Annotated in this window: 30 protein-coding genes; 16 read left to right on the top strand and 14 right to left on the bottom strand. The window is 43.9% G+C overall.

Annotated features, from left to right (window positions below; genetic code table 11):
* Nucleotides 1–43: 43 nt before the first annotated feature.
* Together DLM76_RS06925 and DLM76_RS06920 are read right to left on the bottom strand one after the other, a co-directional pair.
* Entirely contained in the window at nt 44–1240 is a 1197-nt protein-coding gene (locus DLM76_RS06925) for an NADP-dependent isocitrate dehydrogenase (RefSeq protein ID WP_118954286.1), read from the bottom strand.
* 68 nt (nt 1241–1308) lie between these two features.
* Nucleotides 1309–1884, bottom strand: a complete 576-nt coding sequence (locus DLM76_RS06920; protein ID WP_118954287.1) for a hypothetical protein — start codon at nt 1882–1884, stop codon at nt 1309–1311.
* A gap of 209 nt (nt 1885–2093) precedes the next feature.
* On the opposite strand from DLM76_RS06920, the gene DLM76_RS06915 reads away from it, so the two are divergent.
* Together DLM76_RS06915 and DLM76_RS06910 are read left to right on the top strand one after the other, a co-directional pair.
* Nucleotides 2094–2513, top strand: a complete 420-nt coding sequence (locus DLM76_RS06915; RefSeq protein WP_118954288.1) for an LIC_13246 family protein — start codon at nt 2094–2096, stop codon at nt 2511–2513.
* 32 nt (nt 2514–2545) lie between these two features.
* Nucleotides 2546–3697, top strand: a complete 1152-nt coding sequence (locus DLM76_RS06910) for a hypothetical protein (RefSeq protein ID WP_118964954.1) — start codon at nt 2546–2548, stop codon at nt 3695–3697.
* Between the two features lie 224 nt (nt 3698–3921).
* On the opposite strand, the gene DLM76_RS06905 is transcribed toward DLM76_RS06910, so the two are convergent.
* Both DLM76_RS06905 and DLM76_RS06900 read right to left on the bottom strand, forming a co-directional pair.
* Nucleotides 3922–4461: a DUF1564 domain-containing protein gene (locus DLM76_RS06905; protein WP_118954289.1), complete on the bottom strand. Its 540-nt coding sequence runs from the start codon at nt 4459–4461 to the stop codon at nt 3922–3924.
* A 98-nt stretch (nt 4462–4559) separates the two neighbouring features.
* A complete protein-coding gene (locus tag DLM76_RS06900; RefSeq protein WP_118954609.1) occupies nt 4560–6341 on the bottom strand; it encodes an apolipoprotein N-acyltransferase in 1782 nt (593 codons plus the stop codon).
* 127 nt (nt 6342–6468) lie between these two features.
* On the opposite strand from DLM76_RS06900, the gene murA reads away from it, so the two are divergent.
* Both murA and DLM76_RS06890 read left to right on the top strand, forming a co-directional pair.
* Entirely contained in the window at nt 6469–7767 is a 1299-nt protein-coding gene (gene murA, locus DLM76_RS06895) for a UDP-N-acetylglucosamine 1-carboxyvinyltransferase (RefSeq protein ID WP_118954290.1), read from the top strand.
* Nucleotides 7764–8429, top strand: a complete 666-nt coding sequence (locus DLM76_RS06890) for a 4Fe-4S dicluster domain-containing protein (protein WP_118954291.1) — start codon at nt 7764–7766, stop codon at nt 8427–8429. Before murA ends, DLM76_RS06890 begins: the two co-directional genes overlap by 4 nt.
* Nucleotides 8430–8489: 60 nt before the next feature.
* On the opposite strand, the gene DLM76_RS06885 is transcribed toward DLM76_RS06890, so the two are convergent.
* Genes DLM76_RS06885 through DLM76_RS06860 form a run of 6 tightly spaced genes read right to left on the bottom strand, consistent with a single transcriptional unit; the run spans nt 8490 to nt 11741 of the window.
* Nucleotides 8490–8930, bottom strand: coding sequence for a DUF3293 domain-containing protein (locus DLM76_RS06885; protein WP_118964752.1), 441 nt, complete (start codon nt 8928–8930; stop codon nt 8490–8492).
* A complete protein-coding gene (locus DLM76_RS06880) occupies nt 8930–9415 on the bottom strand; it encodes a hypothetical protein (protein WP_118964751.1) in 486 nt (161 codons plus the stop codon). Before DLM76_RS06880 ends, DLM76_RS06885 begins: the two co-directional genes overlap by 1 nt.
* A gap of 17 nt (nt 9416–9432) precedes the next feature.
* A complete protein-coding gene (locus DLM76_RS06875; protein WP_241548195.1) occupies nt 9433–9774 on the bottom strand; it encodes an LIC13255 family lipoprotein in 342 nt (113 codons plus the stop codon).
* Nucleotides 9775–9824: 50 nt separating this feature from the next.
* Complete coding sequence (locus DLM76_RS06870) at nt 9825–10385, bottom strand: LEA type 2 family protein (RefSeq protein WP_429946405.1); 561 nt, start codon at nt 10383–10385, stop codon at nt 9825–9827.
* Between the two features lie 10 nt (nt 10386–10395).
* Entirely contained in the window at nt 10396–11418 is a 1023-nt protein-coding gene (locus tag DLM76_RS06865; RefSeq protein WP_118964750.1) for a zinc-binding dehydrogenase, read from the bottom strand.
* Nucleotides 11415–11741, bottom strand: a complete 327-nt coding sequence (locus tag DLM76_RS06860) for a (2Fe-2S) ferredoxin domain-containing protein (protein WP_118964952.1) — start codon at nt 11739–11741, stop codon at nt 11415–11417. The genes DLM76_RS06865 and DLM76_RS06860 overlap by 4 nt, the downstream gene beginning before the upstream one ends.
* A gap of 264 nt (nt 11742–12005) precedes the next feature.
* Between DLM76_RS06860 and DLM76_RS06855 the strand changes: the two genes are divergently transcribed.
* Genes DLM76_RS06855 through DLM76_RS06845 form a run of 3 tightly spaced genes read left to right on the top strand, consistent with a single transcriptional unit; the run spans nt 12006 to nt 14701 of the window.
* Complete coding sequence (locus DLM76_RS06855; RefSeq protein ID WP_118954295.1) at nt 12006–12473, top strand: LIC13259/LIC11441 family protein; 468 nt, start codon at nt 12006–12008, stop codon at nt 12471–12473.
* A 60-nt stretch (nt 12474–12533) separates the two neighbouring features.
* A complete protein-coding gene (locus DLM76_RS06850; RefSeq protein WP_346725438.1) occupies nt 12534–13436 on the top strand; it encodes a hypothetical protein in 903 nt (300 codons plus the stop codon).
* 17 nt (nt 13437–13453) lie between these two features.
* Entirely contained in the window at nt 13454–14701 is a 1248-nt protein-coding gene (locus DLM76_RS06845; protein ID WP_118964748.1) for an acyltransferase family protein, read from the top strand.
* Between the two features lie 44 nt (nt 14702–14745).
* On the opposite strand, the gene DLM76_RS06840 is transcribed toward DLM76_RS06845, so the two are convergent.
* The 3 genes from DLM76_RS06840 to DLM76_RS06830 are packed head-to-tail and all read right to left on the bottom strand — an operon-like array spanning nt 14746 to nt 17231.
* Entirely contained in the window at nt 14746–15243 is a 498-nt protein-coding gene (locus DLM76_RS06840) for a DinB family protein (RefSeq protein WP_118954298.1), read from the bottom strand.
* A gap of 9 nt (nt 15244–15252) precedes the next feature.
* Nucleotides 15253–16452, bottom strand: coding sequence for an aminotransferase-like domain-containing protein (locus DLM76_RS06835; RefSeq protein WP_118964747.1), 1200 nt, complete (start codon nt 16450–16452; stop codon nt 15253–15255).
* Entirely contained in the window at nt 16449–17231 is a 783-nt protein-coding gene (locus tag DLM76_RS06830) for a PhzF family phenazine biosynthesis protein (protein ID WP_167450735.1), read from the bottom strand. The genes DLM76_RS06835 and DLM76_RS06830 overlap by 4 nt, the downstream gene beginning before the upstream one ends.
* Nucleotides 17232–17299: 68 nt before the next feature.
* On the opposite strand from DLM76_RS06830, the gene DLM76_RS06825 reads away from it, so the two are divergent.
* The gene (locus DLM76_RS06825; protein ID WP_158586372.1) at nt 17300–18736 is read left to right on the top strand and encodes an aminotransferase-like domain-containing protein; all 1437 of its coding nucleotides are present in this window, start codon (nt 17300–17302) and stop codon (nt 18734–18736) included.
* Between the two features lie 208 nt (nt 18737–18944).
* Nucleotides 18945–20144: an acyltransferase family protein gene (locus tag DLM76_RS06820; protein WP_118964745.1), complete on the top strand. Its 1200-nt coding sequence runs from the start codon at nt 18945–18947 to the stop codon at nt 20142–20144.
* A gap of 90 nt (nt 20145–20234) precedes the next feature.
* On the opposite strand, the gene purF is transcribed toward DLM76_RS06820, so the two are convergent.
* Complete coding sequence (gene purF / locus DLM76_RS06815) at nt 20235–21707, bottom strand: amidophosphoribosyltransferase (RefSeq protein WP_118954301.1); 1473 nt, start codon at nt 21705–21707, stop codon at nt 20235–20237.
* A gap of 41 nt (nt 21708–21748) precedes the next feature.
* Between purF and DLM76_RS06810 the strand changes: the two genes are divergently transcribed.
* The 7 genes from DLM76_RS06810 to DLM76_RS06780 all read left to right on the top strand — a co-directional run bounded on the left by DLM76_RS06810 (nt 21749) and on the right by DLM76_RS06780 (nt 25895).
* Complete coding sequence (locus DLM76_RS06810) at nt 21749–22915, top strand: ribonuclease D (RefSeq protein ID WP_118954302.1); 1167 nt, start codon at nt 21749–21751, stop codon at nt 22913–22915.
* 33 nt (nt 22916–22948) lie between these two features.
* Nucleotides 22949–23620, top strand: a complete 672-nt coding sequence (locus tag DLM76_RS06805; protein WP_118954303.1) for an NUDIX hydrolase — start codon at nt 22949–22951, stop codon at nt 23618–23620.
* A 285-nt stretch (nt 23621–23905) separates the two neighbouring features.
* Nucleotides 23906–24079 carry an LIMLP_16695 family PerRB-regulated protein gene (locus DLM76_RS06800; protein WP_118954304.1) on the top strand — a complete coding sequence of 58 codons (174 nt, stop codon included), beginning with the start codon at nt 23906–23908 and terminating at the stop codon, nt 24077–24079.
* Nucleotides 24076–24474: a hypothetical protein gene (locus tag DLM76_RS06795; RefSeq protein ID WP_118954305.1), complete on the top strand. Its 399-nt coding sequence runs from the start codon at nt 24076–24078 to the stop codon at nt 24472–24474. Before DLM76_RS06800 ends, DLM76_RS06795 begins: the two co-directional genes overlap by 4 nt.
* Nucleotides 24471–25070: an RNA polymerase sigma factor gene (locus DLM76_RS06790; RefSeq protein ID WP_118954306.1), complete on the top strand. Its 600-nt coding sequence runs from the start codon at nt 24471–24473 to the stop codon at nt 25068–25070. The genes DLM76_RS06795 and DLM76_RS06790 overlap by 4 nt, the downstream gene beginning before the upstream one ends.
* Nucleotides 25054–25452 carry a hypothetical protein gene (locus DLM76_RS06785; protein WP_118964744.1) on the top strand — a complete coding sequence of 133 codons (399 nt, stop codon included), beginning with the start codon at nt 25054–25056 and terminating at the stop codon, nt 25450–25452. Before DLM76_RS06790 ends, DLM76_RS06785 begins: the two co-directional genes overlap by 17 nt.
* Nucleotides 25449–25895 (top strand): hypothetical protein, encoded by a 447-nt coding sequence (locus tag DLM76_RS06780; RefSeq protein WP_118954308.1) that lies wholly within the window; start codon nt 25449–25451, stop codon nt 25893–25895. The genes DLM76_RS06785 and DLM76_RS06780 overlap by 4 nt, the downstream gene beginning before the upstream one ends.
* Nucleotide 25896 lies beyond the last annotated feature (1 nt).

The raw sequence follows: 25896 nt of genomic DNA, 5'->3' as shown, positions 1-25896 counted from the left end.
CCCGCCGGGCCGATCCGGCCCGGCGGGAACTTTCAGGAAACGATTAAAGCTTTTTCTGAATCGCTTCCATAAACTGGAAAGTGTCCAGAGACTTTGCTTTTGGATCCGTGCAGAGCAAAGTTAAGTCTTTCGTCATTTCTCCGCCTTCGATCGTATCGATGACCGCTTTTTCGAGTTTTTGACCGAAAGCGACAACGTCCGGAGTTCCGTCCAATTCTCCTCTTTTGATCAAAGCTCCGGTCCATGCAAAGATGGATGCTACGGAGTTCGTGGAAGTGGTTTCACCTTGTTGATACTTACGATAGTGTCTGGTCACGGTTCCGTGAGCCGCTTCGTATTCGTATTTTCCATCCGGAGAAACGAGTACGGAAGTCATTAATCCCAAAGATCCGAATCCGGACGCGACCATGTCGCTCATAACGTCCCCGTCGTAGTTCATGAGAGCCCAGAGCATACCGCCCTCGTTTTTCATGATTTGCGCAACCGCGTCGTCGATTAAATAATACTGATATTCGATTCCCGCTTTTTTAAGATCGTCCGCTTTCGCTTTTGCGAGTTCGTCGAAGATCGCACGGAATCTTGCGTGATACTTTTTAGAAATGGTGTCTTTCGTTGCAAACCAGATATTGATCTTTTCGGAAAGTGCGTAATTGAAACAAGCCTGCGCAAAACTAAGAATCGATTTATCCAAGTTGTGCTGACCCATGATCACACCGGCCCCGTCGAAGTCGTGGATCAAAGCTCTTTGTTTTTCTTTTCCGTCTTTTCCGGTATAAACCAATTCCACTTTTCCGGCTTCCGGAATATAGAGTTCGGTGTCCTTATAAAGATCTCCGTACGCGTGACGACCGACGGTGATCGGCTTTACCCAAGAACGAACGGCAGCCGGAATATTGTTTACGATGATCGGCTTGCGGAAAACGGTTCCGTCAAGAATGGAACGAATCGTTCCGTTCGGAGATTTCCATTCTTGTTTGAGATTGTATTCTTTAACTCTGTCTTGGTTCGGAGTGATGGTCGCGCATTTTACGCCCACTCCGTATTTTTGAATCGCATGAGCGGAATCAACCGTAACCTTATCGTCGGTTTTATCGCGGTATTCCACGCCTAAATCATAGTAGTCCAGTTCGATATCGAGATATGGATGAATGAATCTATCCTTGATCTCCTTCCAGATGATCCTGGTCATTTCGTCCCCGTCAAGTTCTACGAGCGGGGTTTTTACCTTGATCTTTGCCATTGAGTTCTCCTTTAAAAATCTGCGATGATATAATAATAGAATATTATTCTGTTCTAAAGTCCTGTCGGTTATTGGGAAGGAAAATTCGGACTCTCCGTAATTTTCATAATCCCGTTTCTCAGCCAGGCAAGATTCTGCATTTCGAAATAATTGATTGCGACCGGAAGAGATACGATTCCGATCACGGAAAAATAGCGGTATTTGAGAGAATCTTTCCTACCGAATCCCTGAATGGTTTTTTCAAGACGAATAAGAATCCGTTTCCAACGAAGAAAGAGAGGTTTCAGTTCGGGATTGCAATCTTCGAAAAAAAGTTCTTCAGCGCTTTGCGTAATTATCTCTTTCAAGCCGATCGGCAATGCGGGAGAGCCGAACTGATCCCGAAAACGGACCAGATCTTTTTCGATTTCTTCTTCGGATTGTCTTGCGATGGGAAGAATGGAACTGATTCCGATGGAGATCGGAAGGGAAACCCGGAGAAAAAAATCTCCAGCGACCATAGCTTGTAAGAAGGAACGGATCGATTCCCGGGGGGCTGTCGAATAATCAAGCTGCTTGGAACTAAGATTCTTAGTAGTCTGAATGATAAATTGGGTCAGCTTGATTTTCTCTGTCCAAAATATAGCCAGCAGGTCGGATTCCATGGTTCTGAATGATACTATTTAGATTTTCGCTTTTTTAGCAAGATTTATTAAAAGGAAGTATTTCAAAGCGAAAGGCTAAAATCCTCAAGGATATCCTTTCAGTTTAACCCAAAACGGGGGGTTCTGTCTTTTTCTTTTTTCGTTCGAAAAAAACCGTATAGAGCCGCCACAAAGGTGAGCCTTCGGAACCGCCTCCATCGAGGTGACCGATGGCGCAGACGATCGATTTGAATCAAGGAGAATGGATGAAGCTCGTTTCCAACCGGAAAGATTTCTTAAAAATCGTATCTACGTTGAACGACTTCTATATTCCGAAAGTTCCCTTTAAACAATTGAACGAGGGACAAAAGTTGCGCGTAAACCTCGTAAAGGAAGAATCCGAAAATTTCGACGTTTTCTTAAAACGCCGTAAGGAACATGAATTCGTAATTTTTTTACGGGTCGGAAAACGGTTCGAATCCTGGATTCATCAGGACGGGATCCGTGAAGCAAAGGATTACTTTTTGGAGCAGGGAAAAACGGATCACCCGATCTTTCAATGTCCGTGCGTTTCCGACCTTTATGAGGAGAATTGCGTTTTTGCGGAGGAGAAGGAAACGAAAACGTTCGACCGAAAAGATTCTGCTTGATCAATTCCTTGTCAGCCCTAAGGATCTTCGGAATGTTTGGAAGAATTCGCTCTCATAAAAGAATCCATTCGATCCGGTCGTTTTTTAACGTTAGAAACTTCGGTTCCAAGTTTACGCTGTTTACGGAATTTTGTCTCTTCTTTGCATTGAGCGGTAACGTTTCTCTTTACGCCGATGATTCAACGGTTTTAAAAAGAGCCGGAATCAAGGATTATTCGTTTCAACCCTACTTACAGGAAGGTTATTTTCAAGCCTGGAATTATTCGTATCGCGACGAGAAGATTTTTATCTACGCAACTTTCTTAGTCAGCAATCTCGGACCAGGAACGAAGAACTGCGGCATCAGCTTGGTCATTCATACGCTTGGAGAAGGAACGCAGTTCATCACGAAAGAATTCTCCGCAAAAGAATTAACCGCGGAAAAAGGAAAGTTCGATCTCAAGATAGAAAACAACCGAATGATACTCAATGGAGAAGGCATTGAAATCCAGCAGGATGCAGAGGATACTAAATTATTTTTATCCTTCAAATCGGATTTGAAGCAAGGAATTTCTCTTTCGGGTGGGAAACATCCCGTCAAAGATCCAGGAGGATTCGTACAAGCTGATTTGGCGTATTCTTTCCAATCCGCATGGGGATATTTGATACAAGACGGAAAAAAGAAAGAACTATTGGGAACCGGCGGACTTGAACATCTTCTGACAAATTACCAGGTTTATAAATACAGTCGTCGTTGGGAATTATTTCGCTCGATCAACGGAAAGGGATTCCGTTTTTATACCGGGGGATTTTTAGGGAACGATTCTTTTCCAGGAGGTTACTTTAGAACAGCCGCAATCTTAAGTCCAGAAGGGAAAACAGTGGTTTCCGGTAAGATTACAAAGTTTGAAGTCTTAGAATCGGAAAAGGAACCGTTTTCGGGTTACGATCTTCCCCTTCGGGAGAAGTTCTATTTTGAAGATGGTTGTTCTGCCGAAATCGTTCGAAAACAATCCGTAGGAAGTATCAATGTACTTTCGAATATTTCTTCCGTGTTACGTTTTTTTATTCGTTTGTTCTTTGCCAAACCGTATCAACTTTATTCATTAGCGGATTTGAATGTAGCGTGTAACGGCAAAAATTTACCGGCCGGTTCCACAGAAATGTTCAACGGTATTCTTTCTTACTATCTGATTAATCCTTGAGTGTGCGTTCGTTGTCATTTTTATTCGCGTTTTGGTCGTGATTTCGTTTTAGGCGGTTAAAGCTGGCGCGGATTATTTTGGCAAAGCCCTGGAACATTTAAGTTTTTTGTCGGAACTTTATTGGAACTAGGAAAATCGACCACCCGTTCTTTCAATGTTCGTACATTTGCAACCTTTATGAGGTGAGCATAGTTTTAAATACAGTAGCGCAAACCTTTTCTTTTTTAAGAATCATACCAGTCCCGATAATCTAATACGTTGAATATGCCGTTGGGTTCGGTTTCTAAACTTCGAGTCACTCGGTTATTGAGCAAATCGAGGCGGAGGATATATCTGTAATTCCGGTGAAATGTAGGACCTCCCTCATTCATCGTATTCACGATAGAATCCCCCACCCCGGACTCATCCAGCTCCAAGAGATAATTAAAAAGATAACACTTCGAAACACCGTGCACCTGCGCCAGCATTCCCAAAAACGTCCAGCTACCCGTACTCAACCGAACATTCATCCGCCGCATTTTCTCCTTTCCAGGACTGGGCTGATATAACGTTTTCCTCGCGTTCTTTCCCAAACGACCGATGGAAGTTAAATACTTTCCGTATTTCTGTAAAAGAATAGGAATTCTCTTGGGGAGATTTTTACGAGACTCCAATCGGTACCGAAGCAAAGTCGATTCCGGAATCAAAAGCGTAACTACATCCGTATTCGGTTCTTGCAGAATCGAACTCAGTTCTCGATCTACATTCAAAAGCAATATTCCCATAAAGAAAGCGGTTCCGGAAAACGCGCCATGAGAACATTACTGCGAAAAAAGTTCGGAAAATTTTTACCGCTTATGCGTCGACATCAATCACAAAACCCTTACTTCGATTTCGATATCTTTCCTTTACGAATTCCGATCAGAAGGTTCACATAATAGAGTCCGGTTAAAAACAACATCAACCACGGAATCAAATTTCCATACTTCGTATAAAACGTTGGTGGAGAATCGATCACGTCTACCGTTTCGGAAAGTGCTTCCGCCGTCATCAATCCGGTCTTTTTGCCGCCGACAAATCTTCCCAAGTGATCGATATTCGCGGAAATACCGGAATTCGTGGAACGCACCATCCATCTTCTCAATTCGATCGAACGAAGTCTGCCCAACTCCATATGCTGGTCGCTTTCCGTCGTCGTCCCGTACCACTTGTCGTTCGTAAGGTTTACGATAAATTCAGGATTCCCCGCAGTTCTGAATTCTCTCACAAATTCGGGCAGAATCACTTCGTAACAAATCAACGGAAGAAACTTACCGGCTTCCTGAACTTCTGTTTTCGCGGGCTCATAGTAAGAGCGAACGGCCTCGTGATTGAGATTCTCCGTATCGATCCAACCCAAATGCAATCCTTTCGGAGCTTTCTCCTTTTCTGCCGGAGTGTAATAGCGGATTAAGTTATGATTCAAGCCGGGCTCGAATCTTCCGGTCTGCTGACTCAATTCATAGAGAAAATCGAACGGCATATATTCCCCGAACATCAGGAGAAATTTTTTCTGATATGAATCTCTTCTATCCCCGTTCGGATCATACAATACGTTATTATTATAATATCTTAAATTACGAACGCCCGGCTCGCCTTTATAACCGGCGTCGATCTCGTTGAAGAAAACGTTCGCCTTATATCGATTGGCAAGAAGAAACATCAAGGAATCGAAACGATGCCAATACAGCCTTCGCGCGACTGTGGTCACGGTCGTATTGTGCGCTGAAAAGAACGGAACCCCCGCCTCCGGAAGCACGATCAGATCCGGTTTCTTCCCCATTCTCGCGACGCCCTCGTCGGTCAGTCTTTCGATGCGGGCCATCAAAGCTTCGATGGATTCTTTTACTTCTCTTCCGTCCCTAAAACTCAAAGGCGCATCGGGTTGGATGATCAGAACGTTCAAAGACTTAACGGGTTTTACGTTCTCCCATTTTTTATAAAGAATCGCACCGGAAACTACAAAGGCCAAAAGTAAAAGAGCGGGCAATGCTGCAAAACGAAGATATTGTTTTCTCTTTTCTTTAGAATGAAGAATTTCTTTCCAATGCCACGGATTCGATTGAAAGAGAGAATAAGAAACGACAAAGACCAGAAAGCTGATTCCGTAAACTCCCGTGATTTCCACGTTCTGTGCGAGAATCAAATTTCCCGCGGCGAGATTCCCCCAATACCAAGGAAACAATTGCGGTCCGATCAACTCCGATAAAAGTCCGCAGAAACCCGCAACCCAAACCGAATGACGTCCTATCTTTCCCGAAAGATAGGAAAAACTCATCATAAAAATCGGGAACTTTAAGCTGAATAAAAGTCCCGCAAAAAGAAGAATGAGAATCGCAATCACATACGGAAAATTTCCGAATGTGATCGACATGTGAATGATCCAGTGGAACGAGATCGCGTAGAAAACGACTCCGATGATCAATCCCTGGTAAAATAATTTTTTATACTTTCCATGGTATTTCAAACTCAGCCAAAAAAGTCCGAACGGAGCGATCCAAACGAAATGACTCAGGGAAACGGGCGCAAAAGCTAAGAAGGAAAAAAGACCCGTCCAAAGATAACAGAATAGATTGAACCAGACTGTTTTCTGGAATTCTTGAAAACGATGGTGTAAATTGTCCATGGATAAAACGTTCATCTCCTGATCGGAACGGGAAGTCAACAGAATTCGTCAAGAACGGTCGTTCCGATTCGAGGCGATCGATTACAATTCGATTTGCCAGAAAGAACCGATCCTACAACCTATCATTATGAGTTCTTCGTATTTTAAGATCATTGGAAAGACCCCTCTTCATGGAACCGTGGTTCCACAGGGAAATAAAAATGAGGCCTTGCCCTTACTCGGAGCCGTTTGTATGGTTCCCGGAACGGTCCGCATCAGCAACATTCCGGTCATTGCCGACGTTCTGATGTTGATGGAAGTTCTGCGTCATTTGGGTATGGAGATCACCGAAGAAGAACCGGGAACTTATATTTTTAAACACGACGGGAATCTGAAAAACCAACTCCCCGAAGAACTCTGCTCCCGAATCCGCGGAGCCGTTACGTTGGCCGGTCCGATTCTCGCCATGACTGGAAGAGTGTTTCTTCCCAAACCCGGAGGAGATAAAATCGGAAGAAGAAGGTTGGACACCCATCTTCTCGCATTACAAGCGTTAGGCGCAACCATCGAGGTTTTCCCGGACGGTTATGAAATCAAAGCGGATCGTTTGCGTGGAACTGACATTCTCATGGATGAAGCTTCCGTTACCGGAACCGAAAACGCGGTGATGGCCGCCGTATTCGCCGAAGGCACGACCGTTCTCCGTCATGCGGCGAGCGAACCGCACGTTCAAAGACTTTGTCATTTTTTAAATTCGGCGGGCGCTAAGATCTCCGGAATCGGTTCCAACATTCTTACGATCGAAGGAGTTTCTTCTTTAAAACCTCCCGCAAAAGATCATAAGATCGGATCGGATTATCTCGAAGTGGGTTCGTTTATCAGCTTAGCCGCCGTCACCGGCGGAGAACTCATGATCCGCGACGTGGAACTCGAAGACATCCGTATGATTCGTATGGTCTATTCTCGTTTAGGAATCGAAGTGCGTCCTCATGAAAACGGAATTCTCGTTCCATCGGATCAGAAGATGGAGATCATCCCCGATTATCACGGAGCCACTCCGAAAATCGACGATTCTCCGTGGCCTGGTTTTCCTGCGGACATGACTTCCGTCGCGCTTGTAACCGCGACCCAATGCAAAGGAACCGTTTTGATCCACGAGAAAATGTTTGAGTCGAGACTCTTCTTCGTGGATAATATCATAGCGATGGGAGCGCAGATCATTCTTTGCGATCCGCATAGAGCGATCGTCATCGGACATTCCCGTTTGTATGGACAAAAGGTCGCAAGTCCCGATATACGCGCCGGTATGGCGATGATCATCGCCGCGCTCTGCGCGGAAGGAACGAGTTATATTCACAACATCGGACAGATCGATCGCGGATTCGAAAACATCGATACTCGTTTACGAACCTTAGGCGCGAGAATCGAAAGAGTTAGGGAAGATTGAACCGGAAGGATTTTTTTAAAAAGGGTCTCGCGAGAATGTTCGACCTCGCTCAAGAGAGCGCGGCCGATCTCGCTTCCGGTTTTAAAGAAGTCATTTCCGAAGAACAACCGCCTCCTTTAAAACCTGCGCCTAAAAAAACAAAAACGCAGAAGCCGTCCAAAGAAACCGAGTTTCTTCTTCCGCAACAAGTCAAACCGAATCGAAAACGAAAAATCCGAAACATTCAATCTCCGCCGGGCGCGTTAGCCGAAACCGAATTCTTAAAAAAATGCACCGGTTGCGGGGATTGTATTTATGCCTGTCCTTATAGCGTTTTGTTTCCTGTCTTTGACGAGAAATCGGAAAAACATATCCCGAGAATGGACGTCAACCTCAACGCTTGTATGCTTTGCAAGGATTGGCCTTGTATCAACGCTTGTAAAGACGAAGCGCTTTTACCTCTGGATGCTCCGCCTAAGTTCGGTCAGGCGAAAGGAATTTTCGAATTTTGCATCAATTCCAAAACGGGAGAATCGACTTGTTCGAATTGCAAGACAAGCTGTCCCGTGGATGGAGTCGTGAGTTTCAAAGGAAACAAACCTTCCTTTTCTAAAAACTGCACCGGTTGCGGCCAGTGCGTTTCGGCTTGTCCAACGTTTCCACGAGCGATTCGAATTCAATAAAAACCGATCGGAATCGTGCGCGGTTTCATAAAAAGTAACATTCACATTCCGTAAAGAACCTTACATCAATTCGATGAGGTGTGATCTATCTCCTTTTTTACCGAAGACGATCGCGTTCTGACCAAATTCTTTTCCCAAATCGCAAGCGGATCGCATATCCATTCCCAAGATTAAAAAACTTTCTTCCGGAACCCAAGACGGGTCGACCCCGATTCCTTTCCCGCGAAAATAAGAATAAGAACTGATCTTATTTTCCAATTCGCGATTTCTCCTTTGATTCTCTTCCAAAGAAAGAACTAAGGATTTCGGATTCCACGCAGTGATAAAAGCCCATTCGATTTGGTCGTGTCGATTTAATAACTCGTCCAATTTCGGATTGAAGGTTTCCGCAAGAATTTCGATCAACGCCAAAGGTTCCGTCATATCGGCGCCTTCGGATTCTTTGCTTAGATACGCCGTATAACGCGTGTTCAGATATTCGTTTCTGAGTTTTTCATCCATCAGTAACCGAGATTCTTTCGGATCTTTTCGGGGATGTCTTCGAAATGTTTGTATTTATGCTTTTTGCCGTCCGGAAAAATCACGTAGTAGACTCCGTTTAGAATCTCCATATAATATTTTCCGGCTTTCTTTTCGCCGGTCGCTCGGTGATCCATTTCTTTCACCATTCTTTGATAACGCGAAGGAAGAGTTTGCCAAGAACCGTAAACTTCGATTTCACCGCCGGTATTCACGGTATAAATTCCGTTCTCATGCATGATCTTAATTCCGTTGTAATCGAATACTTCGAGAACGTTCGTCTTATGAGTTTTGTTTTCTTTCGGTTCGATTCGATTGAGGGAAGAATTTAAATCGTCTTGCGGAAAAGAATATTTAACGATCGAGTTGTGTGCCGTTTTTTCTTTTCTTCTTACCAAAAGCAGAAACAGATAAATCAAACCCGCGAACAAAAGACTGATGACAAAAAACCATTCCGCGGGTTTCATTTTCTTTCCTCACATCCTCAATAACGAAACTCGATCGCCTGACAAGTCGCGGGCGTTGAATCCGCACTCGTAGATGCCCAGGATTGACAGCTGACTGCGAGAACCGCGTTTACGCAAAGGTCGATGTCCTTTTTGCGAGAACGTCCCGGCACAAAGGCGGTGATTCTACGGTTCGTGTTGCAGGTCACGTCCTTGGATTCGTATGCAAAGATAAGTTTCGTATTCGCTTCTTCGAACGTATAAAAATCCGCGTCCGTATTCTTTTGATAACATCCGATGAAAAAAATGAAACCGAAAAGAAAAAGTCCGAGCCGATTGTTTTTTAAAAACCGGTTTTGTATCGATGCGAAACGGGCCATAATTGCCATTCTTATCAAAGGGAGAATCAAATCAAACCTCAAAGAATTCCTCAGATTCCCAACCCGCCTTTCTTACCCGTCTTCAAAGGAATTCTTTCGCTCACGGGAATTTGAACCGGTCCGATTATCGTCTCGTATTCGAAACTACCGCGGATCGAAATGTCGAGTTCCTTTCCGGAAAGTCCGGCCCGCAGAATTCCTAAGGCGATTTGTAAAAGATCCCGATCCATCTTTTTTTCAAACAAAGTTTCCACTTGAAGATCGACCGTCTTTTTCTGCAGCGCGGGAATCACGAATTTTTCGTTGGAAAGAACCCGAGCCAACTCGGATTCTTTTTCGTTTTGATCGGGAACGTAAAAGGAAAGATCGAATTTGTGAAGCGTCACGTCGGTTTCGTTCGGGTTTTCGATTTCAACCTTCGCCAAAAAAATGATTTTCGGAACGGGTGGAAACGAAATCAGTTCGGCTCTTTGCGTTTCCATCGACAAAACTTGGAACCTGCATTTCTGAAGGGCTTTGTAATTGTCCTTTAAAGCCGAACAGGATTGGAACCAAATCGTAGCCCCGAATAGAAATACCAATCCGATCCGAAGTCTGGAAAAGCGCAGCATCTTCAAAGGATCACTTACCTTCCGCATACGGAGTTTGGATCAAAACTTTTCCTTTGGTCATATTGACCGCGTAGTGATCGATCGCCTCCACCGCTTTTTCCAAAGGAAATCTTGCGGCGATATCGGTCTTCAATTCCTTCTTTGCAAGCGCACGAAGTTCTCTCGAAAGTTTCCAGATCTTATAGGCGCTTTGCTGCGGAACCCAAGTGGATAACCAAAAACCTTCCAGCTTCTTATCTTGGAATATCATCAATCCTGCATGTAACGGAATTTCTTTTTCGGACAAGGCTCCGTATACGATTACCCTACTTCCGTAAGGCATCGCTCCTAAAACCCGGGCAGTCAATTCTCCCGCAACCGCATCCAGACAAACCGTGGCCTTGAGTTCGTTGGAAAGAACTCTGAGTTGTCTTTCGAAGTTGGGGGTTTCCGAATTGAGAATGTGTTCGGCCCCGATCGCTTTCAACGCGGCTTCCTGTTCCGGCTTACGGACGACGTTGATCACTTTCATTCCTTTGCGAGCCGCAATTCCGACGACCATCTTTCCCAACGCGCTCGCCGCGGCAGTTTGAACCAAAGCTTTCGCTCCGGCTCTTTGCGCCTGCTCCACCATTGCGATCGCGGTGATCGGATTCACATACAGACAAGCTCCTTGTTCCAGGGAAAGATCGTTTCCGATCGCAAGACAACTAAACGCGTCCGTGATCATATATTCCGCGTAGACACCGTCCCCTCTTCCAGGCGCAGTGCATGCGACATTTTTCCCTTTCAGATATGAACCGTACCAACCTCCTCCCGAAGCGACGACGGTTCCGCTTCCTTCGAAACCCGGAACCACGGGAAGTTTCTTTTTGATTCCGTAAAGACCTCTTAAAAACATCAAGTCGGAAGGATTGATCGAAGCGGAATGCATTCGAATCAGCACTTCTCCTTTTTTCAAAGGACGGATCGTTTTCTCCACGATCACCGCTCTGCTCTTATTCTCGCTGTATTCTTTTAACTCTAACGCTTTGTACGTTTTTGGGAGGTTCATTGATTTTCCTTTAAGATTAAATGTTGAATCTTTTCGAGTTCTTCGGATTGAATATAATATTTTAAGAATATATCAACGTCTTCTTCGGTTCTTAAGGAGAACCATCTTCCTTCGGGATAACTCACTTGAACGGGACCGAGTTCGCATCGATCCAAACATCCCGCCCTTTGAATTCTGATTTTGCCTTCTACGGAAAGGTCTTTCATCTTTTTTTTGAGGGAGGCTAACAGTTGAATCGAACCCGAGCGGCCGCAGGAAACCCGTTCCCCTTCCGCTCTTACGTTCTCGCATACAAAAACGTGTTTCGTGTAAAAGTTCGACATTAATGAGAAACCTCGATTTTCTTTTTCAGTAGAATCCAACGCCCGGTCGATTGTGCAACCGTTAATACGGATCGCTTTAACCAAAAAGGGGTATGATATCTTGTCATTCTGGTCGGTTTCGAAACGAATTGTTCGCTTTCAAAGCTCGGAACTAACGTTGAATACGAGCATTTTTTAAATTTTAAACGATTCCTTACTTTACACCAAGGTTTTTTCTTAAATCATAGACTTAAACTTTGTACACATTTTTCGGAGATTCGTAAAATGCGGAAAATTCTAATCGTATCCGTCGGTATCCTCGCTTTTTTATCCGTTTGTAAAAAATCACAACCTGTAATTACCGAAGCGGAAAAAGACGCTTTACAACAGATCCTCGTGGAAAACGAAACCATTCACGGTTTTCTAATGAAGGAAGAAAATAAAATTCCGAACACGGAAAAGTTAGTCGCTCGTATACTCGAATTAATCGCGTTAAACGGAGGTTTAAAAGATTCCGCGGAAAAGATGGCAAATTCTTTGAAGAACAAGGACTCGAATGACGTCGAAAAATTCTTCCAAGCATATTCTTCCTTTTCCGAAAACCTCGCGGAGAGTCTAAAACTTGCGGGCGGAACCGGCGTTTTCAATAAGTTCTATTGTCCGATGGTGAACAAAACCTGGGTCAGCCACGGAACCAAAATCGAAAATCCGTACGCGCCCGAAATGAGAGACTGTGGGGATTTAGTTCCCTAACAATAAGTGGAAATTTTCCTGGATAAAGAAGTAAAGACCCGCTGCAAAATCGGTATCTCAATGGGAGAACCGTGTCCTGCCAATTGCAGACAAAATCTGATCCCGAACGAGTGGAGCCGCGAAATCAGGGAATCCTGTATCGCGGGCGAAAAGATGAACGCGTTCGCGGAAGGAAAAGCCGGGATCAACGTCGGTGCGTCCGCGTTCTTACAAGCGCACCCTCTCGTATTGGAGGAATTCATCTCCAAAGGAGAAGTTTATTTCGAAGTACTTCGATATTTTCTAGCGATCATCGAACCGCAAAAAATCAAAGAAGTCATCGAGGCGTTCAGCAACAAACTTCTTTATAAAATCATAATACACGAATACAATATATTCCAACAAACCGAAGACGAACGAAGACGTCTTAAAAAAACGGCTTCGTTCATGGATTTAAAATCTAACGAATACTGGACTTCTTTGACTCCGCAGCGGGTTTGCAGCTTTATCGCGTATTGTCTTCAGGAAGCGAAGGATCCGGAGTTCGCCTCGCAGTTTTTAACCGTTCTTCCTCCCGAAGCGGTTTCCGATCTAAGAAACCTTGCAGGCTTGAACCTTGAAGAAGAGAAGGAACTTTATCTTTCGCTCAAGGACGGAATCTACGAACTGCCGATTCGAAGTCCGGGAATTTATCGGCATATTCTTACCTTGTTTGAGGACGATCCGGAGATCTTTTTGATCCTTTCTACAATGGAGGATCTCGTTTCCAGAAAACAACAGATTATCGAATCCTCTCGCGTGATTCTGGAAAAATACAGATCCGGCAAACTCAACCACCAATCCTTATTCGCTGATCTTTCCGTTTTGGAACCGGAAATCACGATGGAAATCCTGGGAATTTTCGAAGAGAAGGGAATTCTTGGACGCTCCGAAAAAAACCTCATCAAAGAACTTCTTTCCAAACAAAGACATTCCAAAAACTGAAAACGGTTCAAACCGAGATGATCCGTAAAATTCGTCTTTATTTGTTCTCTCCGTTCATCAAAAACGAAAACGAGATACAGTCTTTAAACGGAGTCCGCGCGGTCGCGATTTTGCTGGTGATCGTGTATCACGTTTGGCTTCCATTCGGCGTCGCGGGTTTTCCCGAAATTTTTCGGAACGTATTTTCGAATTTCAATTCGGGCGTGGATTTATTTTTTGTTCTCAGCGGTTTTTTGATCTATTCAGGAATTCTAAAATACCGCAAGGAACCGAAAGCCTTTTCCAAACGAAACTTCTTTTTGGCCCGGTCTTTACGAATTTTCCCCGCCTATTATTTTTGTCTGTTCGTTCTCTATTTATATTTTCAAGGCCTGCATGATCGTTTGGCAACGATCGCTACTCCGAATGAACTGCAAACTGCGGAATTGAATCAGCTCTCGGAGATTCTACAGAGCGCGTATGCGGACGTGTTTTACATTTCGAATTATACGAAACATCGTCTTTCTTTGGTCGGTTGGTCTTTGTCCATCGAAGAACAGTTTTATCTAATTCTTCCGTTCTTTTCCACGTTCTTTCTGTTTCGATTCGGGTCTAAGGTAAGAATTCTGATTCTATCGATTCTTTATTTCGTTCCTCTTGTGTTTCGAATCGCGTATGTTCTCAACGATGCGGATCTTTCCGTTCTGATCTATTCCCATACCCGGATGGACAGTCTTTTGATCGGGATGATTCTCGCGGAGTGGAAAACAACAACGGATGCGACCTCGGAAAATACAACATCGTCAAACAACCAGAACGCGACGATCCTCGGCGGCTCGATGCAAATTCCGTTTTTCAGGAAACGATTTGCAGATTCGATTTTGTTTGCTTTGGGAATCGGTATATTAGCGATCGGTCATGCTTTTCCGCTGGAAAACTGGTTTCGGAAAATAGTCGGATACAATTGTTTCAATCTCGGTTACGCGGTTTTGATTTATCTTTCCTTGCAAAAGGAAAGTCTGATTGGGCGCCTATTCGGACTCGGATTCTTTCGACCGATCGCAAGGCTCAGTTATACGATGTATCTCTGGAACATTTTGATCGCAGGTCTTGCGGTTTCCAAAGTTCTTTCCGGAATTACGCAACCCGGACCGAAAGATTTCGCAGCAGCGATTGGAACGGCGATTCTTTATTGTTTTGCCGTTTCCTGGGTTTTGTATCTCGTCGTAGAAAGACCGTTTTTGATTTTGAAGGAAAGAATTCTCCCTAAAAACGAAACTCGTTAAACCGACATTGCAAATAAGGCGTGTCGATCCGCACTTTCATTTTATTATACGCTACCCATCCAAGCCAAATCCGTAACTCCAACGTCGACACCCATTTGCGTCAAAAGAGTCGTGATTTGTCCTCGATGATGTGTTTGATGATTGAAAAGATGCGCGACTAAAACCCAAGTCGGTTTTTCCAGCTCCCTCTGATACATGAGGCTGAAAAATTTATACGGAGAATTCAGCCAATCCGATTGGATCGTCTTTGTCCATTCGATGATCCGCGTATCGTAATCCTTACGGGTCCGAGTCAACTCCTCGAAACTCGTAAAAAGATCCGAACCTGCTGGACTTTTCGGAAGAGGTTCGTTGTGAAATCGAGCCATCCAAGACATGTCCACCCAAAGGATATGATTGAGAGTGGAATGGATCGACTTAAAAAACGCGTGACGATCCTCCTTTCTCTGTGCATCGGATAACTTTAGACAAACGTTATATACTTTTTCGTTCATCCATCGATTGTACTCGGCCATCAGTCCGCAGTATTCCGGAGTCAACATACGATTCTCCTAAACTTGGATTTTCGAAATCTTTCGGATCGATTCCGAAATTCTTAAAATCCCGGTTTCGATCGCCTCCAAGGAAGAATGCGAAAAGTTGATTCTCATCGTATCCGTTTCGGGATCGTTCGTATAAAACGGGAACCCGGGAACGAAAGCCACATTGTTTGCGATTGCGGATTCGAACAACTCCATCGACGAAATAAGGCCTTTCAGTTTCAGCCAGAAAAACATTCCGCCTTGAGGTGAAACCCATTCCGCAAAACCGCTCATCGATCGAAGCAGAGATTCTTCCATGCGTTCTTTCTTGATGCGATAAGAAGAACGCGTTTTTTCGATTTGTAAATCCAAATCGTAAAGATTCAGATATTCGTCCAAGACGATTTGCGAAAGAAGATTCGAATGAAGATCGCTCGCCTGTTTCGCGATTAAAATTTTATCAATTATTTCTTTCGGAGCGCAGATCCAGCCCACTCGAAAACCGGGCGTCAACGTTTTGGAAAAAGTGCCGAGACTGATCGTTCCTTCCGGATAAAAGGATTGAACGCTGGGAAGATTCTCCGAATCAAAACGAATTTCTCCGTAAGGATTATCCTCGACCAAAATGGAATTTTGCGATTTTAGAATCTCCGCAAGACGTTTTCTTTTTTCAAGAGGAAGGGTTTTCCCGGTCGGATTTTGAAACATCGGGTTCGAATATAAAAACTTAGGAACGGTTGCTCCAAACGATCGCTTCAAGAATTCGAGATCCATTCCGTCTTCCTCCAGCGGAATTCCGACCAACGAAGGTTCGTACATTGAGAAAGCCTGGATCGCTCCTAAATAACCCGGACGCTCGATAAAGATCGGATCTCCCGGATTGATCAGAACCTTTCCGATTAAATCCAAAGCCTGCTGCGAACCGGTCGTGATCAGAATGTTTTCCGAGCTCAAGGAATAGTTTATGTTTTTGTAATATCTTTCGAAAATTTTTTCCCGGAGCGGAATAAACCCTTCGGAAATTCCGTATTGAAGAAGATCCGAGCCGTATTTTCGAAACGCGCTTTCCGTTGATAAGCGAAGTTCTTCCACGGGAAACAAAGAAGGATCGGGATGTCCTCCCGCGAACGAAATCATTCCCGGATGAGAAGTCGCTTTCAAGATTTCGCGGATAAACGACCGACTCGATTTAAGAATCCGATCCGAAAAATAAAACTGTTCCCGATTCATATTTCGATCCAACCTTCCAAATACGATACGCAGGTTCCTCCGATTCGGACGCGTTCATCCAAATCCTCGCAGAAAAGTTTTCCTCCTCTGCTCGAGGCCTGAAAGGCATGGAGACTCTTTTTGTTCAGACGTTCGGACCAAAACGGAATGAGCGTGCAATGGGAAGAACCGGTAACCGGATCTTCGGCTAAGCCGATGCTCGCGGAAAAAAATCGGGATAAAAAGTCGAATTCACCCGAACCAGGGCAGGTTAGAATAACGCCTAACGCGTCCATGTTTCTCAATCCCTGGATGTCGCATTGCACATCTCGAAGTTGGGTTTCGTTTTCGTAGACGAACATATAATCCCGCGCTTTCCAAACTTCCTTGGGACGAATCGAAAACGAATTCAAGATCGGTTCCGACGCAGTGACAGGCGCCGGTTTTCGGGAAGGAAAATCGAGATATAGAATATTCTCTTTTTTGAATACGTTTAATTCTCCCGATAGGGATTGAAAACGGATCCGATCGCCCTTAAATGCGCCCTCGTTAAATAAATAAAACGCAGTCGCAAGCGTAGCGTGTCCGCACAAGTCGACTTCACGAAGCGGCGTAAACCAACGAATACGATACGATTCTCCTTCTCGAACGAAGAACACGGTTTCACTTAGGTTATTCTCCATCGCGATCTTTTGCATCCGTTCGTCGGAAATCCATTCCTGCAAAGGACAAACGGCGGCGGGATTTCCTTGAAAGACTTTTTCCGCAAAGGCGTCGATCTGAAGAATTCTAAGTTTCATAAAAAATGATTTCCTTCCTGAACTTCTTCTGTTATAACAAATTTACAACGATCATAACAGATACAGAAATGAGCATTTTAACCGGTACAGATCAAAATTCAAAATACGAAACGATCGCAGGCAGTCTCAAAGCTATGCTTGAATCGGGTATTTTGCGAGCAGGGGACAAACTTCCTTCTTTGCGGAAAATTTCTCAGGAAAAAAAAGTGAGCATTTCCACGGTCCTGCTCGCATACGAACTTTTGGAAAACGAAGGGTATATCGAATCCAGGCCAAAATCGGGTTACGTGGTTCTCGCCAGGAAGGGAACTTCGAAACTTCCCACCATGCCCAAAAAGCCGAAGCTTGTTTCCTCTTTCGGAATCGATGAAAGAATTTCCTCGCTCATCGATTCATTACAAAATCCTGATATTCTTCCTTTGGGAACGGGAATCCCGGAAAAGGAATATCTACCGATTCCTTCTTTGCATAAGAATCTTAAAAAAGCGATCTTGATCGCAGACAGCCATAACTATCAAAATTCGCAAGGATACGTCGGACTCAGAAAACAGTTGTCCCTTCGTTCTTCTTTGCAGGGGGTTTCGACGCACGAATCCGAAATCATCGTAACGAACGGATGTCAGGACGCGCTCAATCTTTGTATCAAGGTTCTTACAAAGCCGGGGGATTTAATCGCGGTAGAATCTCCCGTTTATTTCGGAATTTTGCAAAGCGTTCAAAGGATGGGAAGAAAACTTTTGGAAATCCCGGTCGACCCGCTTTACGGCATGAGCCTTTCCCATTTCGAGGAAGCGCTGAATCGTTATCCAATTCAATGCATCATCCTCAATCCGAATTTTCAAAACCCTACGGGAAGTCTTGTTTCCAACGAGAATAAAAAGGCGTTCGTCGATTTATGCGCGAACAAAAATATTCCGATCATCGAGGACGATATTTACGGAGATTTGTATTTCAATTCTTCGCGTCCTCTTTCCTTAAAGTCCTTCGATAAAAAAGAAAACGTATATAAGATTTCTTCGTATTCAAAGATTATATCGCCCGATCTCCGAATCGGATGGATCGTACCGGGAAAAAAAGGACACGAGCTTCAAAAAGAAATTAAACTTTCGAGACTCGCTCTCCCGAGCATTCCTCAAATCGCTTTAAGCGAATATTTGAAAACCTCATACGAAAGGAACTTAAAGATGCTGCGTAGGAATCTTTCTTCCAATCTTGCTAAAATCCGAGAATCGGTTTTAAAACATTTCCCGGAATCCACTTCGATTTCCAACCCGCAAGGCGGTCTCGTATTTTGGATCGAACTACCGGATAAGATCGACAGCCTTCTTTTACAAAACGAAGCGTGGAAACACAACATATCGGTCGCACCCGGTCCGATCTTTTCGGGCACCGGGAACTTCAGAAACTTTTTGCGTTTGAGCGGAGGAATTAAGCTTACTCCGAAGGTGGAAGAAAAAATCAAGACGTTAGGAAAACTGGCTTCTCAACTGAAGAATTCTTTGTAAAACATCGAATCAAAGCGTTGGTGAAAGGCTGTGTTTTGAACGCATGCGATCCTAAAAATCGATGCCGCCATAATTTCTTATCGGAATCAACGAGCTTTAAGCCGCCGATTCGGAGCCGTTTACGAGTTGACGCAGACCCTCCCAACGGCCATCAAGGTGAAGGCCCGATCCAATTATACAAGGGCCGTTTGGGAACAAAGAGATACAGATGAAGACCAAGATCTTAGATTACCTTTTCGGCGTTTTTAAAAAAGACCCTAAAGAGATCGAATCGTTAAATGGACTCAGAGCCTTTTCGATTTTGATCGTTCTTTTCTTTCACCTATGGGAGAACAACACTCATAACTTTTTGGAAAAGGGGTTGGTTACACAAACGACCCTCGACTCGATCATGAGTATGCATCACTTTATGGATTTGTTTTTTCTTTTGAGCGGACTTTTGATCTATGCCGGTTTGTTCCGCGCCTATGAAAAATATTCCACGATCAATATCAAAGAATTTTATTTAAAAAGGATCCTTAGAATCTATCCGGCTTACTATACGGTCTTAATCATCACCTTCTTATTTTCTCTGGTCATCTACAAGGAAATGAAAGCAAAAACGAATCCCACTGAAATCGAACAATTCGTATTGAATCGAGCTAATGAAGCCATTTCAAATCCTTGGTCTGATATTTTTTTGTATTCCAACTATAACCCTGATCGAATGTTCGAATTCGGCTGGTCCCTTTCCCTCGAACAGCACTTTTACATCGTACTTCCTTTTCTCTGTTTATTCGTTCTATTTAAGCTTCCGTTTCAGAAAAGGATGCTGCTTTTGTCCGTAATTTATATCATTCCCATTTTTTTTCGGATCTATCATTTTTACTATGGACCGCTCGGTGGAATCTACTACGCAACACACACGAGATTTGATGCGCTTTTTTTAGGAGTAATTGCATTCGAAATCTTTAATAGAAAGTATTTCGATAATTGGAAGGGACTGCATGCAGTTTTACTTTTTGTCGGGACGATCGTTTTGTTCTTTATCGGAGTTCAGCTTCGAAAGAACGAACTTTTGCTCTATACGTTAAGTTACAACGTATATCATATCGTCTTTATTCTTCTTACGTTTTCCGCGATGATACCGGCGAGTCCGATTTATAAATTCTTCGCTTCCTTCGTATTCAGACCGATTTCCCGATTGAGTTACACGATCTACTTATGGCACGGAGTTTTGGCGATTCGTTTCGTGAGAAAGGAAATGGGCTTCGACAATCTTTCCTGGACCGGATTCTTTTCGATCTATGTCGTCGTTTGTTTGAAGATCTTTTTGGTTTGTTGGATTTTATATCTGATCATCGAAAGACCGTTCCACAACATGAAGGTCAAAATCGACAAGGAACATCCGACTGCCGATAAGATTTGACGATCTTAGAAATAAAAAAGCCTTTCGTCTTGAACAACGAAAGGCTTCTCCATTCTCCGTTTCAATCCTTTCCGATTCCGGGAGGTCGTTTTAATAAACGGCCCTTTCTTCCACTTGATATTCTTTGAATAAACTCTTTTGATTTCCGACTTCGCTCTGAAACTCCACCGGATACTGAGCCGTAAAACAAGCGTTGCAGAATCCTCCGCCTTTGTGATCCAGAACCGCGCGGTTCATGGACTCGACGGAAAGATAGGCAATGCTATCGACTCTTAAGTATTTGCGGATTTCTTCGATGGTGTGTGTTGCGGCGATCAGTTCGTTGTGGGTCGGAATATCGATTCCGTAGTAGCAAGGGGAGATGGTCGGAGGTGCGGAAACTCGGAGATGGATTTCTTTGGCGCCCGCGTTTCGGATCATCTTAATGATCTTTCGGCTTGTCGTTCCTCTCATGATGGAATCGTCGACCACGATCACTCGTTTTCCTTCGACGACGTTTCGAACCACGTTGTATTTAATCTTGGCTCCGAAATCTCGGATCTTCTGATCGGGTTCGATGAACGTTCTTCCGATATAATGAGAACGAATCAATCCGGATTGATAGGAAATTCCGGATTCTTCCGCGTAACCTAAAGCTGCGATGCTCGCTGAATCGGGAACCGGAATCACAACGTCCGCTTCTACAGGTAATTCTCTGGCTAAGAATCTTCCTAAATTCTTCCGAACCTTGTAAACGGATTCGCCGAAGATGTTGGAATCCGGTCTTGCAAAATAGATGTATTCGAAAATACAAAGACTTGGGGTCGCTTTAGGAAACGGATAATAGGAATTCACTCCGTTTTTATCGACGACGATCATCTCGCCCGGTTCCACGTCTCTTTCGTATTTCGTATCGGTGATGTCGAAGGCGCAGGTTTCGGAAGCGAATACGATCGATCCGTCTTCTCTGCGGCCCATCACCAACGGACGGAATCCGTTCGGATCGCGCACCGCGATCAACTGGGATTTGGTAAGAATGACAAGCGAATACGCCCCTCTTACTTTTTTGAGGGCGGAAGAAAGCGCCGACAGAAAGTCGTTTTCTCCGGAACGGGCCATGAGGTGAACGATCACTTCCGAGTCGATCGTGGTTTGGAAAATACTTCCTTCCTTTTCAAGCTGGCTTCTGAGCTCCCAAGAATTGACCAGATTTCCGTTGTGAGCCAAGGAAACCGCTCCGAGATGGGATTCCACCCGTAGTGGTTGTGCGTTTCTTAGAAAGCTGGCTCCGGTCGTGGAATAACGATTGTGACCGATGGCCGAATTGCCCTGAAGTTCCTTGAGTTTGGTTTCAGTGAAGATATTGGCGACCAGCCCCATTCCGGCGTAGCGGTAGAGGTGTTCCCCGTCGGAGGAGACGATCCCGCTGGATTCCTGGCCCCGATGCTGCATCGAATAGAGACCTAAATATGTGAAATTCGATGCTTCCGATGAATTAAATATACCAAAAATCGCACATTCATCTTTTGGTTTGTCATCCTGGGCTTGTCTTCTTACTCTGGATTTATCGGGAATTCGACTCATTCTCTGCCTTCTTAAGCTTAAAATCTCAGGTCGCGTTTTTCATGCAAATAAATTCCGACTACATAGTCGTAGATACAATTCGAAGCCTACAACTCGTTCTCATTAATTTGAGCCAGGCGGACTCTATCTCCATCGATACGGAGTCCTCCGGTTATTATACGTATTTTTCCAGGGTCTGTCTGATTCAAATTTCGGCTAAGGGAAAAAATTACATCATCGATCCGTTAAAGCTACAAAACTTAGATGGTCTCGGAAGCGTATTCGAAGATAAAAAAATTCTAAAAATCTTCCATTCAGCCATCGATGATATCAAAGCTCTAAAAAAAGATTTCGGTTTTAAGTTCGTAAATATCGCCGATACTGGATTCAGTTCCCGTCTTTTGGATCACGAGCAGTATTCTCTAACGTACCTCGTCGATTATTATCATAAAATTAAACTTTCCAAGAAGGAACAGAAGTCTAACTGGGAAAAGCGGCCGTTGGAAAAAAGCCAACTTCAATACGCCGCTTTGGATACGGTTTATTTAGAAACGATTTGGGAAAAGATGAAGGAAGAACTCACAAAGAGAAGCCTCTACGAGGAAGCTCTTTCCGAGTTCGACAAGATCGCATCCGAAGAACCCGGTTCCGAAGGAAATTCCATTTCAATGGATAAATTCCCGGATATTTTGGAATACAGCGCGGACGAAAGAAGATTTATCTACGACACGCTCGTGTTTCGGGACGATAAATCGAGAAAGTTGAATAAGGCGCCGTTTCGAGTCTTCAACAACGAGAAAGTGGTTCAACTCGTTAAATCGAGAAGGGACATGTCTAAGTTAACCGAAATTCTCGGGAAGAAGGACGCGGAAACACTGTTTCAAATTTATGCGAATCCGAGCGGACCTCCGATTCAAAAATCGGAGTTATTTAAAAAACCAGGCGAGAATCTGACGAACGAAGAGGGAGAACGTTTCAAACGTTTGAGAATCTGGAGAGAAACGATCATGTCGATTCGGAGAATGAGTCATCAGATGATGCCTTCGAATAAGATGATCGCCGAACTCGCCCAGAGAAATCCGAAGACGCTCGACGAACTCAGGGAGATGAATCTTTTCTCGGAATGGAAAGTGGTTCATTACGGACCTTCGATCCTGGCCGCTCTGGAAAACGTACCATACGAATCGAATATCAAAGGATTGATTCCGATTAACAAAAAATTCGAATAGAGGAATATTCAAAATTCTGAATGCAGGTAAAGAATGAGATTTGATTTTCAGTCGCTCAAAACCCAGCTTGCAGTTCCTCAGGAAAGTTTTACAGGAATTCCGACCCCGCCGATCGGAGAGGAAAAATCGAGGGCCTCGTCCGTCATTCTTCCCATATACGAAAACCCGGATTTATCGCAGGGAATCATCCTTCAAAAAAGAAATTCCAATCTGAAAGCGCATCCCGGACAAATCGCGTTTCCCGGCGGCGCTCATTCCAAACGAGATAAGAATCTTTTGGATACGGCTCTTCGAGAATGGGAAGAAGAGATGGGAGAATCCAGTTCCGTTCTCGAAGTCCTCGGCGAATATCACGGACTTTTTACGCACACGGGATTTCATATTTCTCCCTTTATCGCGCGATACGGCGGCTCATTTCGTTTTAACACGAATCCGGAAGAAGTAGAACGTTCTATCCTGCTCGATTTGAATCGTTTAGAAACTGCTCCGTTCTATTCGATTCGTATTCGAAGATCCGGCGCAAAAGAAATCGAAATATATTATTTCGATCTGAAAGAAGGATTACTCTGGGGAGCTACGGGAAGAATCATCGTAAACTTTCTGCGCGAATATGCGGGTTTTGAAAGGCAACCGACTCAAGTGGAACCGAATTTAGGCAGCCCTCCTTTTTTTGATCCGATTCGGAAATTCTCTAAAAAAAATTAAAAAGACATTTTTTTCTTCAGCTAGTTTGCCGTCTGAAAATTGTGGATACGATTCTGTCTCTTAGTCCGTGTCGACAGGAGAAGGAAAGAATTCAAAGTGTCCAAACGAGACTTCGAACTTTTCAAAAGGATCGATAAATTATCGAGCAGATTCTTTCAAACTGCCGATATTTATATAAGACATAAGAAGCCAGCCCTAGCGGGCCGGAACCTTGCAGCTTGGTTTTTTTGATAAGACATTTTAGCGTTCAAACGCACTGTAATATTTAAAGGAGGTAAAACAACGATGAAGATGATTAAGAATCTATTTCAAACTGAAATACGCAATTCCTACCTAAAAGAAAGTTTTCAAGAAGAAGAATGGTATCAATCCTTGATCAACCGTCCCGGTATCGAAGAAAGAATTCCTTACTTCAAGACCAAAGCGGAAAATAAAAAAGCAACAGCCATTGTAAGATGAACCCAGAAGAAAAAGCAAAATTATTAGAAACGCTGGACTTGATTCTGAAACACCTTCAGAATCAAAGCTCCAACTCCGGATCCGACTACAAAGTGGTTCTTTACTTGGTTCCGATCTTCGGAATCGTATTCGGATGTTCTTTGCTGTTTTTCGTTTTTTACTGGTGGTATAGACAAAGGATAGAAATCATCAAAGCCGGACTTTACAAAAAGGAAAGCTTCGATCTTAGAACGTATTCTTTCTTTTTAGGTTTGATCCTGACCTTTGTCGGAATCGCGCTCTCCATCGGATTCATTTCCGTATTAGGTCAATCGCTCGCAATGCTCGGAGGACTTGTTCCGCTTGGAACCGGTCTAGGATTGCTCTGTTATTATAAATTCTCCCGATCTCGATGAGGGAAAACCTTCCCATTGTATGCAACCAGGAAGACTGGGACTGCATTCAAAAAGTATTACACGGCGATTTCAATTCGTTCGAATCGCTGATGAACCGTTATCAAGGATTGGTTTATTCTCAAGCGATCAAAGCCTTTCGCAACGAAACGGAGGCCGAAGATTTCACCCAGGACATATTCTTAAAGGCATTCGAAAGTTTATCCACGTTCCAAGGTAGATCCCAATTCTCCACTTGGTTGTTCGTAATCGCAAGAAACGAAATCATCCGAAGATACCGGCGAGAACACCCGGAGGTCGCCGGACTCGACGCGCTGATTCTCGCCGAAACGGAAAAGGATAAACAAAGAGAAGTCGCCTCCGAACAGGAAGCCAAACTTCTCAAGCAGGAAAGCTCCGAGAAGATACGAAACCTCGTTGAAAGCCTTCCCGAACTCTATCGCAAACCTATCTCTCTCCACTACTTCGAGAATATGTCCTATAAAGAAATTTCTAAAAAATTAAACTTGAAAATGAACACTTTAAAGAGTTATATTTTCAGGGGTAAGGAAATCATGAGGGATTGGTTAAACAAGGAAGAGAATGAAAAACAAGAATGATTCCGTTCCCCATTCCTCCGAACCCGATTCGCTTCCGCCGGAACTCGAAGAAAAACTGCACTTTTTCGAAGAGGAGACTCTAAACCCTCGAGAAAATACGCCTGTTCCCCCGGATTTAAAACGAAGAGTCATGCTCCATATCGTTCCCGTGCGGCACATTAAGATTATCTTATCCGGTCTTTTTCTGCTCGGGTTTTCTCCGCTTACGGTTTTGTTCTTTTTGGATCTGGGATTTTTGATCGAAACGGGACTTCTCGCTTTCATTTTAGTGACGAGCAGCATTCTCTTTTGTGTTTTCGCAATTTTAGCCGGTATCTACCTTGTCCATTATAGAAATCCATACACCAAAGAATGGAAAAATAAATTAGGCTTTTTTGAATGAATAGAAAGAATATTAGAACTTCCTTTTTCTCGCTTTTGATTTTTTCCGCGCTCGCGTCGACGAACGCGCTTTCGGCGGATCAGACGTCTTCCGCTGCGGATAAAGAAACGAAACCGGTGATGGGTGCGAGAGAATATCTGAACGCCGACTTGGATCGCGTATTTCCGATCATCCAAAAAATGAAAAAGGACGAAGCGGCGATCTTAATTACTCAAATCAGGGAAGAATCCAAGAAAGAATGGCCTAACGCGGACAAGTTCTACTTTCTGATTTCCCATCTCGAAGGCATCAAAGCGATCGAAGAAGAACACGAACGACTGAGAAGTCTGAACGAAGTGTATCTGATCGGAACATTATTGCTCTCGGGTTTTCTCGTCTTTTCGATTTTCCGTCAAAGAACTTTGATTCGCAAGATCAACGCGCAATTGGGTGAAAAAGAGTAAT

It is taken from the genome of Leptospira yasudae (genome assembly GCF_003545925.1).
GTDB classification, from domain to species: domain Bacteria; phylum Spirochaetota; class Leptospiria; order Leptospirales; family Leptospiraceae; genus Leptospira; species Leptospira yasudae.
This window is presented reverse-complemented; position numbering and strand designations above follow the sequence as displayed.

What these genes read in the sequence shown, in the direction of transcription:
- DLM76_RS06925 (WP_118954286.1), bottom strand. Translation starts at nt 1,240, where the DNA reads ATGGCAAAGATCAAGGTAAAAACCCCGCTCGTAGAACTTGACGGGGAC.
- DLM76_RS06920 (WP_118954287.1), bottom strand. Translation starts at nt 1,884, where the DNA reads ATGGAATCCGACCTGCTGGCTATATTTTGGACAGAGAAAATCAAGCTG.
- DLM76_RS06915 (WP_118954288.1), top strand. Translation starts at nt 2,094, where the DNA reads ATGGCGCAGACGATCGATTTGAATCAAGGAGAATGGATGAAGCTCGTT.
- DLM76_RS06910 (WP_118964954.1), top strand. Translation starts at nt 2,546, where the DNA reads ATGTTTGGAAGAATTCGCTCTCATAAAAGAATCCATTCGATCCGGTCG.
- DLM76_RS06905 (WP_118954289.1), bottom strand. Translation starts at nt 4,461, where the DNA reads ATGGGAATATTGCTTTTGAATGTAGATCGAGAACTGAGTTCGATTCTG.
- DLM76_RS06900 (WP_118954609.1), bottom strand. Translation starts at nt 6,341, where the DNA reads ATGGACAATTTACACCATCGTTTTCAAGAATTCCAGAAAACAGTCTGG.
- murA (WP_118954290.1), top strand. Translation starts at nt 6,469, where the DNA reads ATGAGTTCTTCGTATTTTAAGATCATTGGAAAGACCCCTCTTCATGGA.
- DLM76_RS06885 (WP_118964752.1), bottom strand. Translation starts at nt 8,930, where the DNA reads ATGGATGAAAAACTCAGAAACGAATATCTGAACACGCGTTATACGGCG.
- DLM76_RS06880 (WP_118964751.1), bottom strand. Translation starts at nt 9,415, where the DNA reads ATGAAACCCGCGGAATGGTTTTTTGTCATCAGTCTTTTGTTCGCGGGT.
- DLM76_RS06875 (WP_241548195.1), bottom strand. Translation starts at nt 9,774, where the DNA reads ATGGCCCGTTTCGCATCGATACAAAACCGGTTTTTAAAAAACAATCGG.
- DLM76_RS06870 (WP_429946405.1), bottom strand. Translation starts at nt 10,385, where the DNA reads ATGCTGCGCTTTTCCAGACTTCGGATCGGATTGGTATTTCTATTCGGG.
- DLM76_RS06865 (WP_118964750.1), bottom strand. Translation starts at nt 11,418, where the DNA reads ATGAACCTCCCAAAAACGTACAAAGCGTTAGAGTTAAAAGAATACAGC.
- DLM76_RS06860 (WP_118964952.1), bottom strand. Translation starts at nt 11,741, where the DNA reads ATGTCGAACTTTTACACGAAACACGTTTTTGTATGCGAGAACGTAAGA.
- DLM76_RS06855 (WP_118954295.1), top strand. Translation starts at nt 12,006, where the DNA reads ATGCGGAAAATTCTAATCGTATCCGTCGGTATCCTCGCTTTTTTATCC.
- DLM76_RS06850 (WP_346725438.1), top strand. Translation starts at nt 12,534, where the DNA reads ATGGGAGAACCGTGTCCTGCCAATTGCAGACAAAATCTGATCCCGAAC.
- DLM76_RS06845 (WP_118964748.1), top strand. Translation starts at nt 13,454, where the DNA reads ATGATCCGTAAAATTCGTCTTTATTTGTTCTCTCCGTTCATCAAAAAC.
- DLM76_RS06840 (WP_118954298.1), bottom strand. Translation starts at nt 15,243, where the DNA reads ATGTTGACTCCGGAATACTGCGGACTGATGGCCGAGTACAATCGATGG.
- DLM76_RS06835 (WP_118964747.1), bottom strand. Translation starts at nt 16,452, where the DNA reads ATGAATCGGGAACAGTTTTATTTTTCGGATCGGATTCTTAAATCGAGT.
- DLM76_RS06830 (WP_167450735.1), bottom strand. Translation starts at nt 17,231, where the DNA reads ATGAAACTTAGAATTCTTCAGATCGACGCCTTTGCGGAAAAAGTCTTT.
- DLM76_RS06825 (WP_158586372.1), top strand. Translation starts at nt 17,300, where the DNA reads ATGAGCATTTTAACCGGTACAGATCAAAATTCAAAATACGAAACGATC.
- DLM76_RS06820 (WP_118964745.1), top strand. Translation starts at nt 18,945, where the DNA reads ATGAAGACCAAGATCTTAGATTACCTTTTCGGCGTTTTTAAAAAAGAC.
- purF (WP_118954301.1), bottom strand. Translation starts at nt 21,707, where the DNA reads ATGAGTCGAATTCCCGATAAATCCAGAGTAAGAAGACAAGCCCAGGAT.
- DLM76_RS06810 (WP_118954302.1), top strand. Translation starts at nt 21,749, where the DNA reads ATGCAAATAAATTCCGACTACATAGTCGTAGATACAATTCGAAGCCTA.
- DLM76_RS06805 (WP_118954303.1), top strand. Translation starts at nt 22,949, where the DNA reads ATGAGATTTGATTTTCAGTCGCTCAAAACCCAGCTTGCAGTTCCTCAG.
- DLM76_RS06800 (WP_118954304.1), top strand. Translation starts at nt 23,906, where the DNA reads ATGAAGATGATTAAGAATCTATTTCAAACTGAAATACGCAATTCCTAC.
- DLM76_RS06795 (WP_118954305.1), top strand. Translation starts at nt 24,076, where the DNA reads ATGAACCCAGAAGAAAAAGCAAAATTATTAGAAACGCTGGACTTGATT.
- DLM76_RS06790 (WP_118954306.1), top strand. Translation starts at nt 24,471, where the DNA reads ATGAGGGAAAACCTTCCCATTGTATGCAACCAGGAAGACTGGGACTGC.
- DLM76_RS06785 (WP_118964744.1), top strand. Translation starts at nt 25,054, where the DNA reads ATGAAAAACAAGAATGATTCCGTTCCCCATTCCTCCGAACCCGATTCG.
- DLM76_RS06780 (WP_118954308.1), top strand. Translation starts at nt 25,449, where the DNA reads ATGAATAGAAAGAATATTAGAACTTCCTTTTTCTCGCTTTTGATTTTT.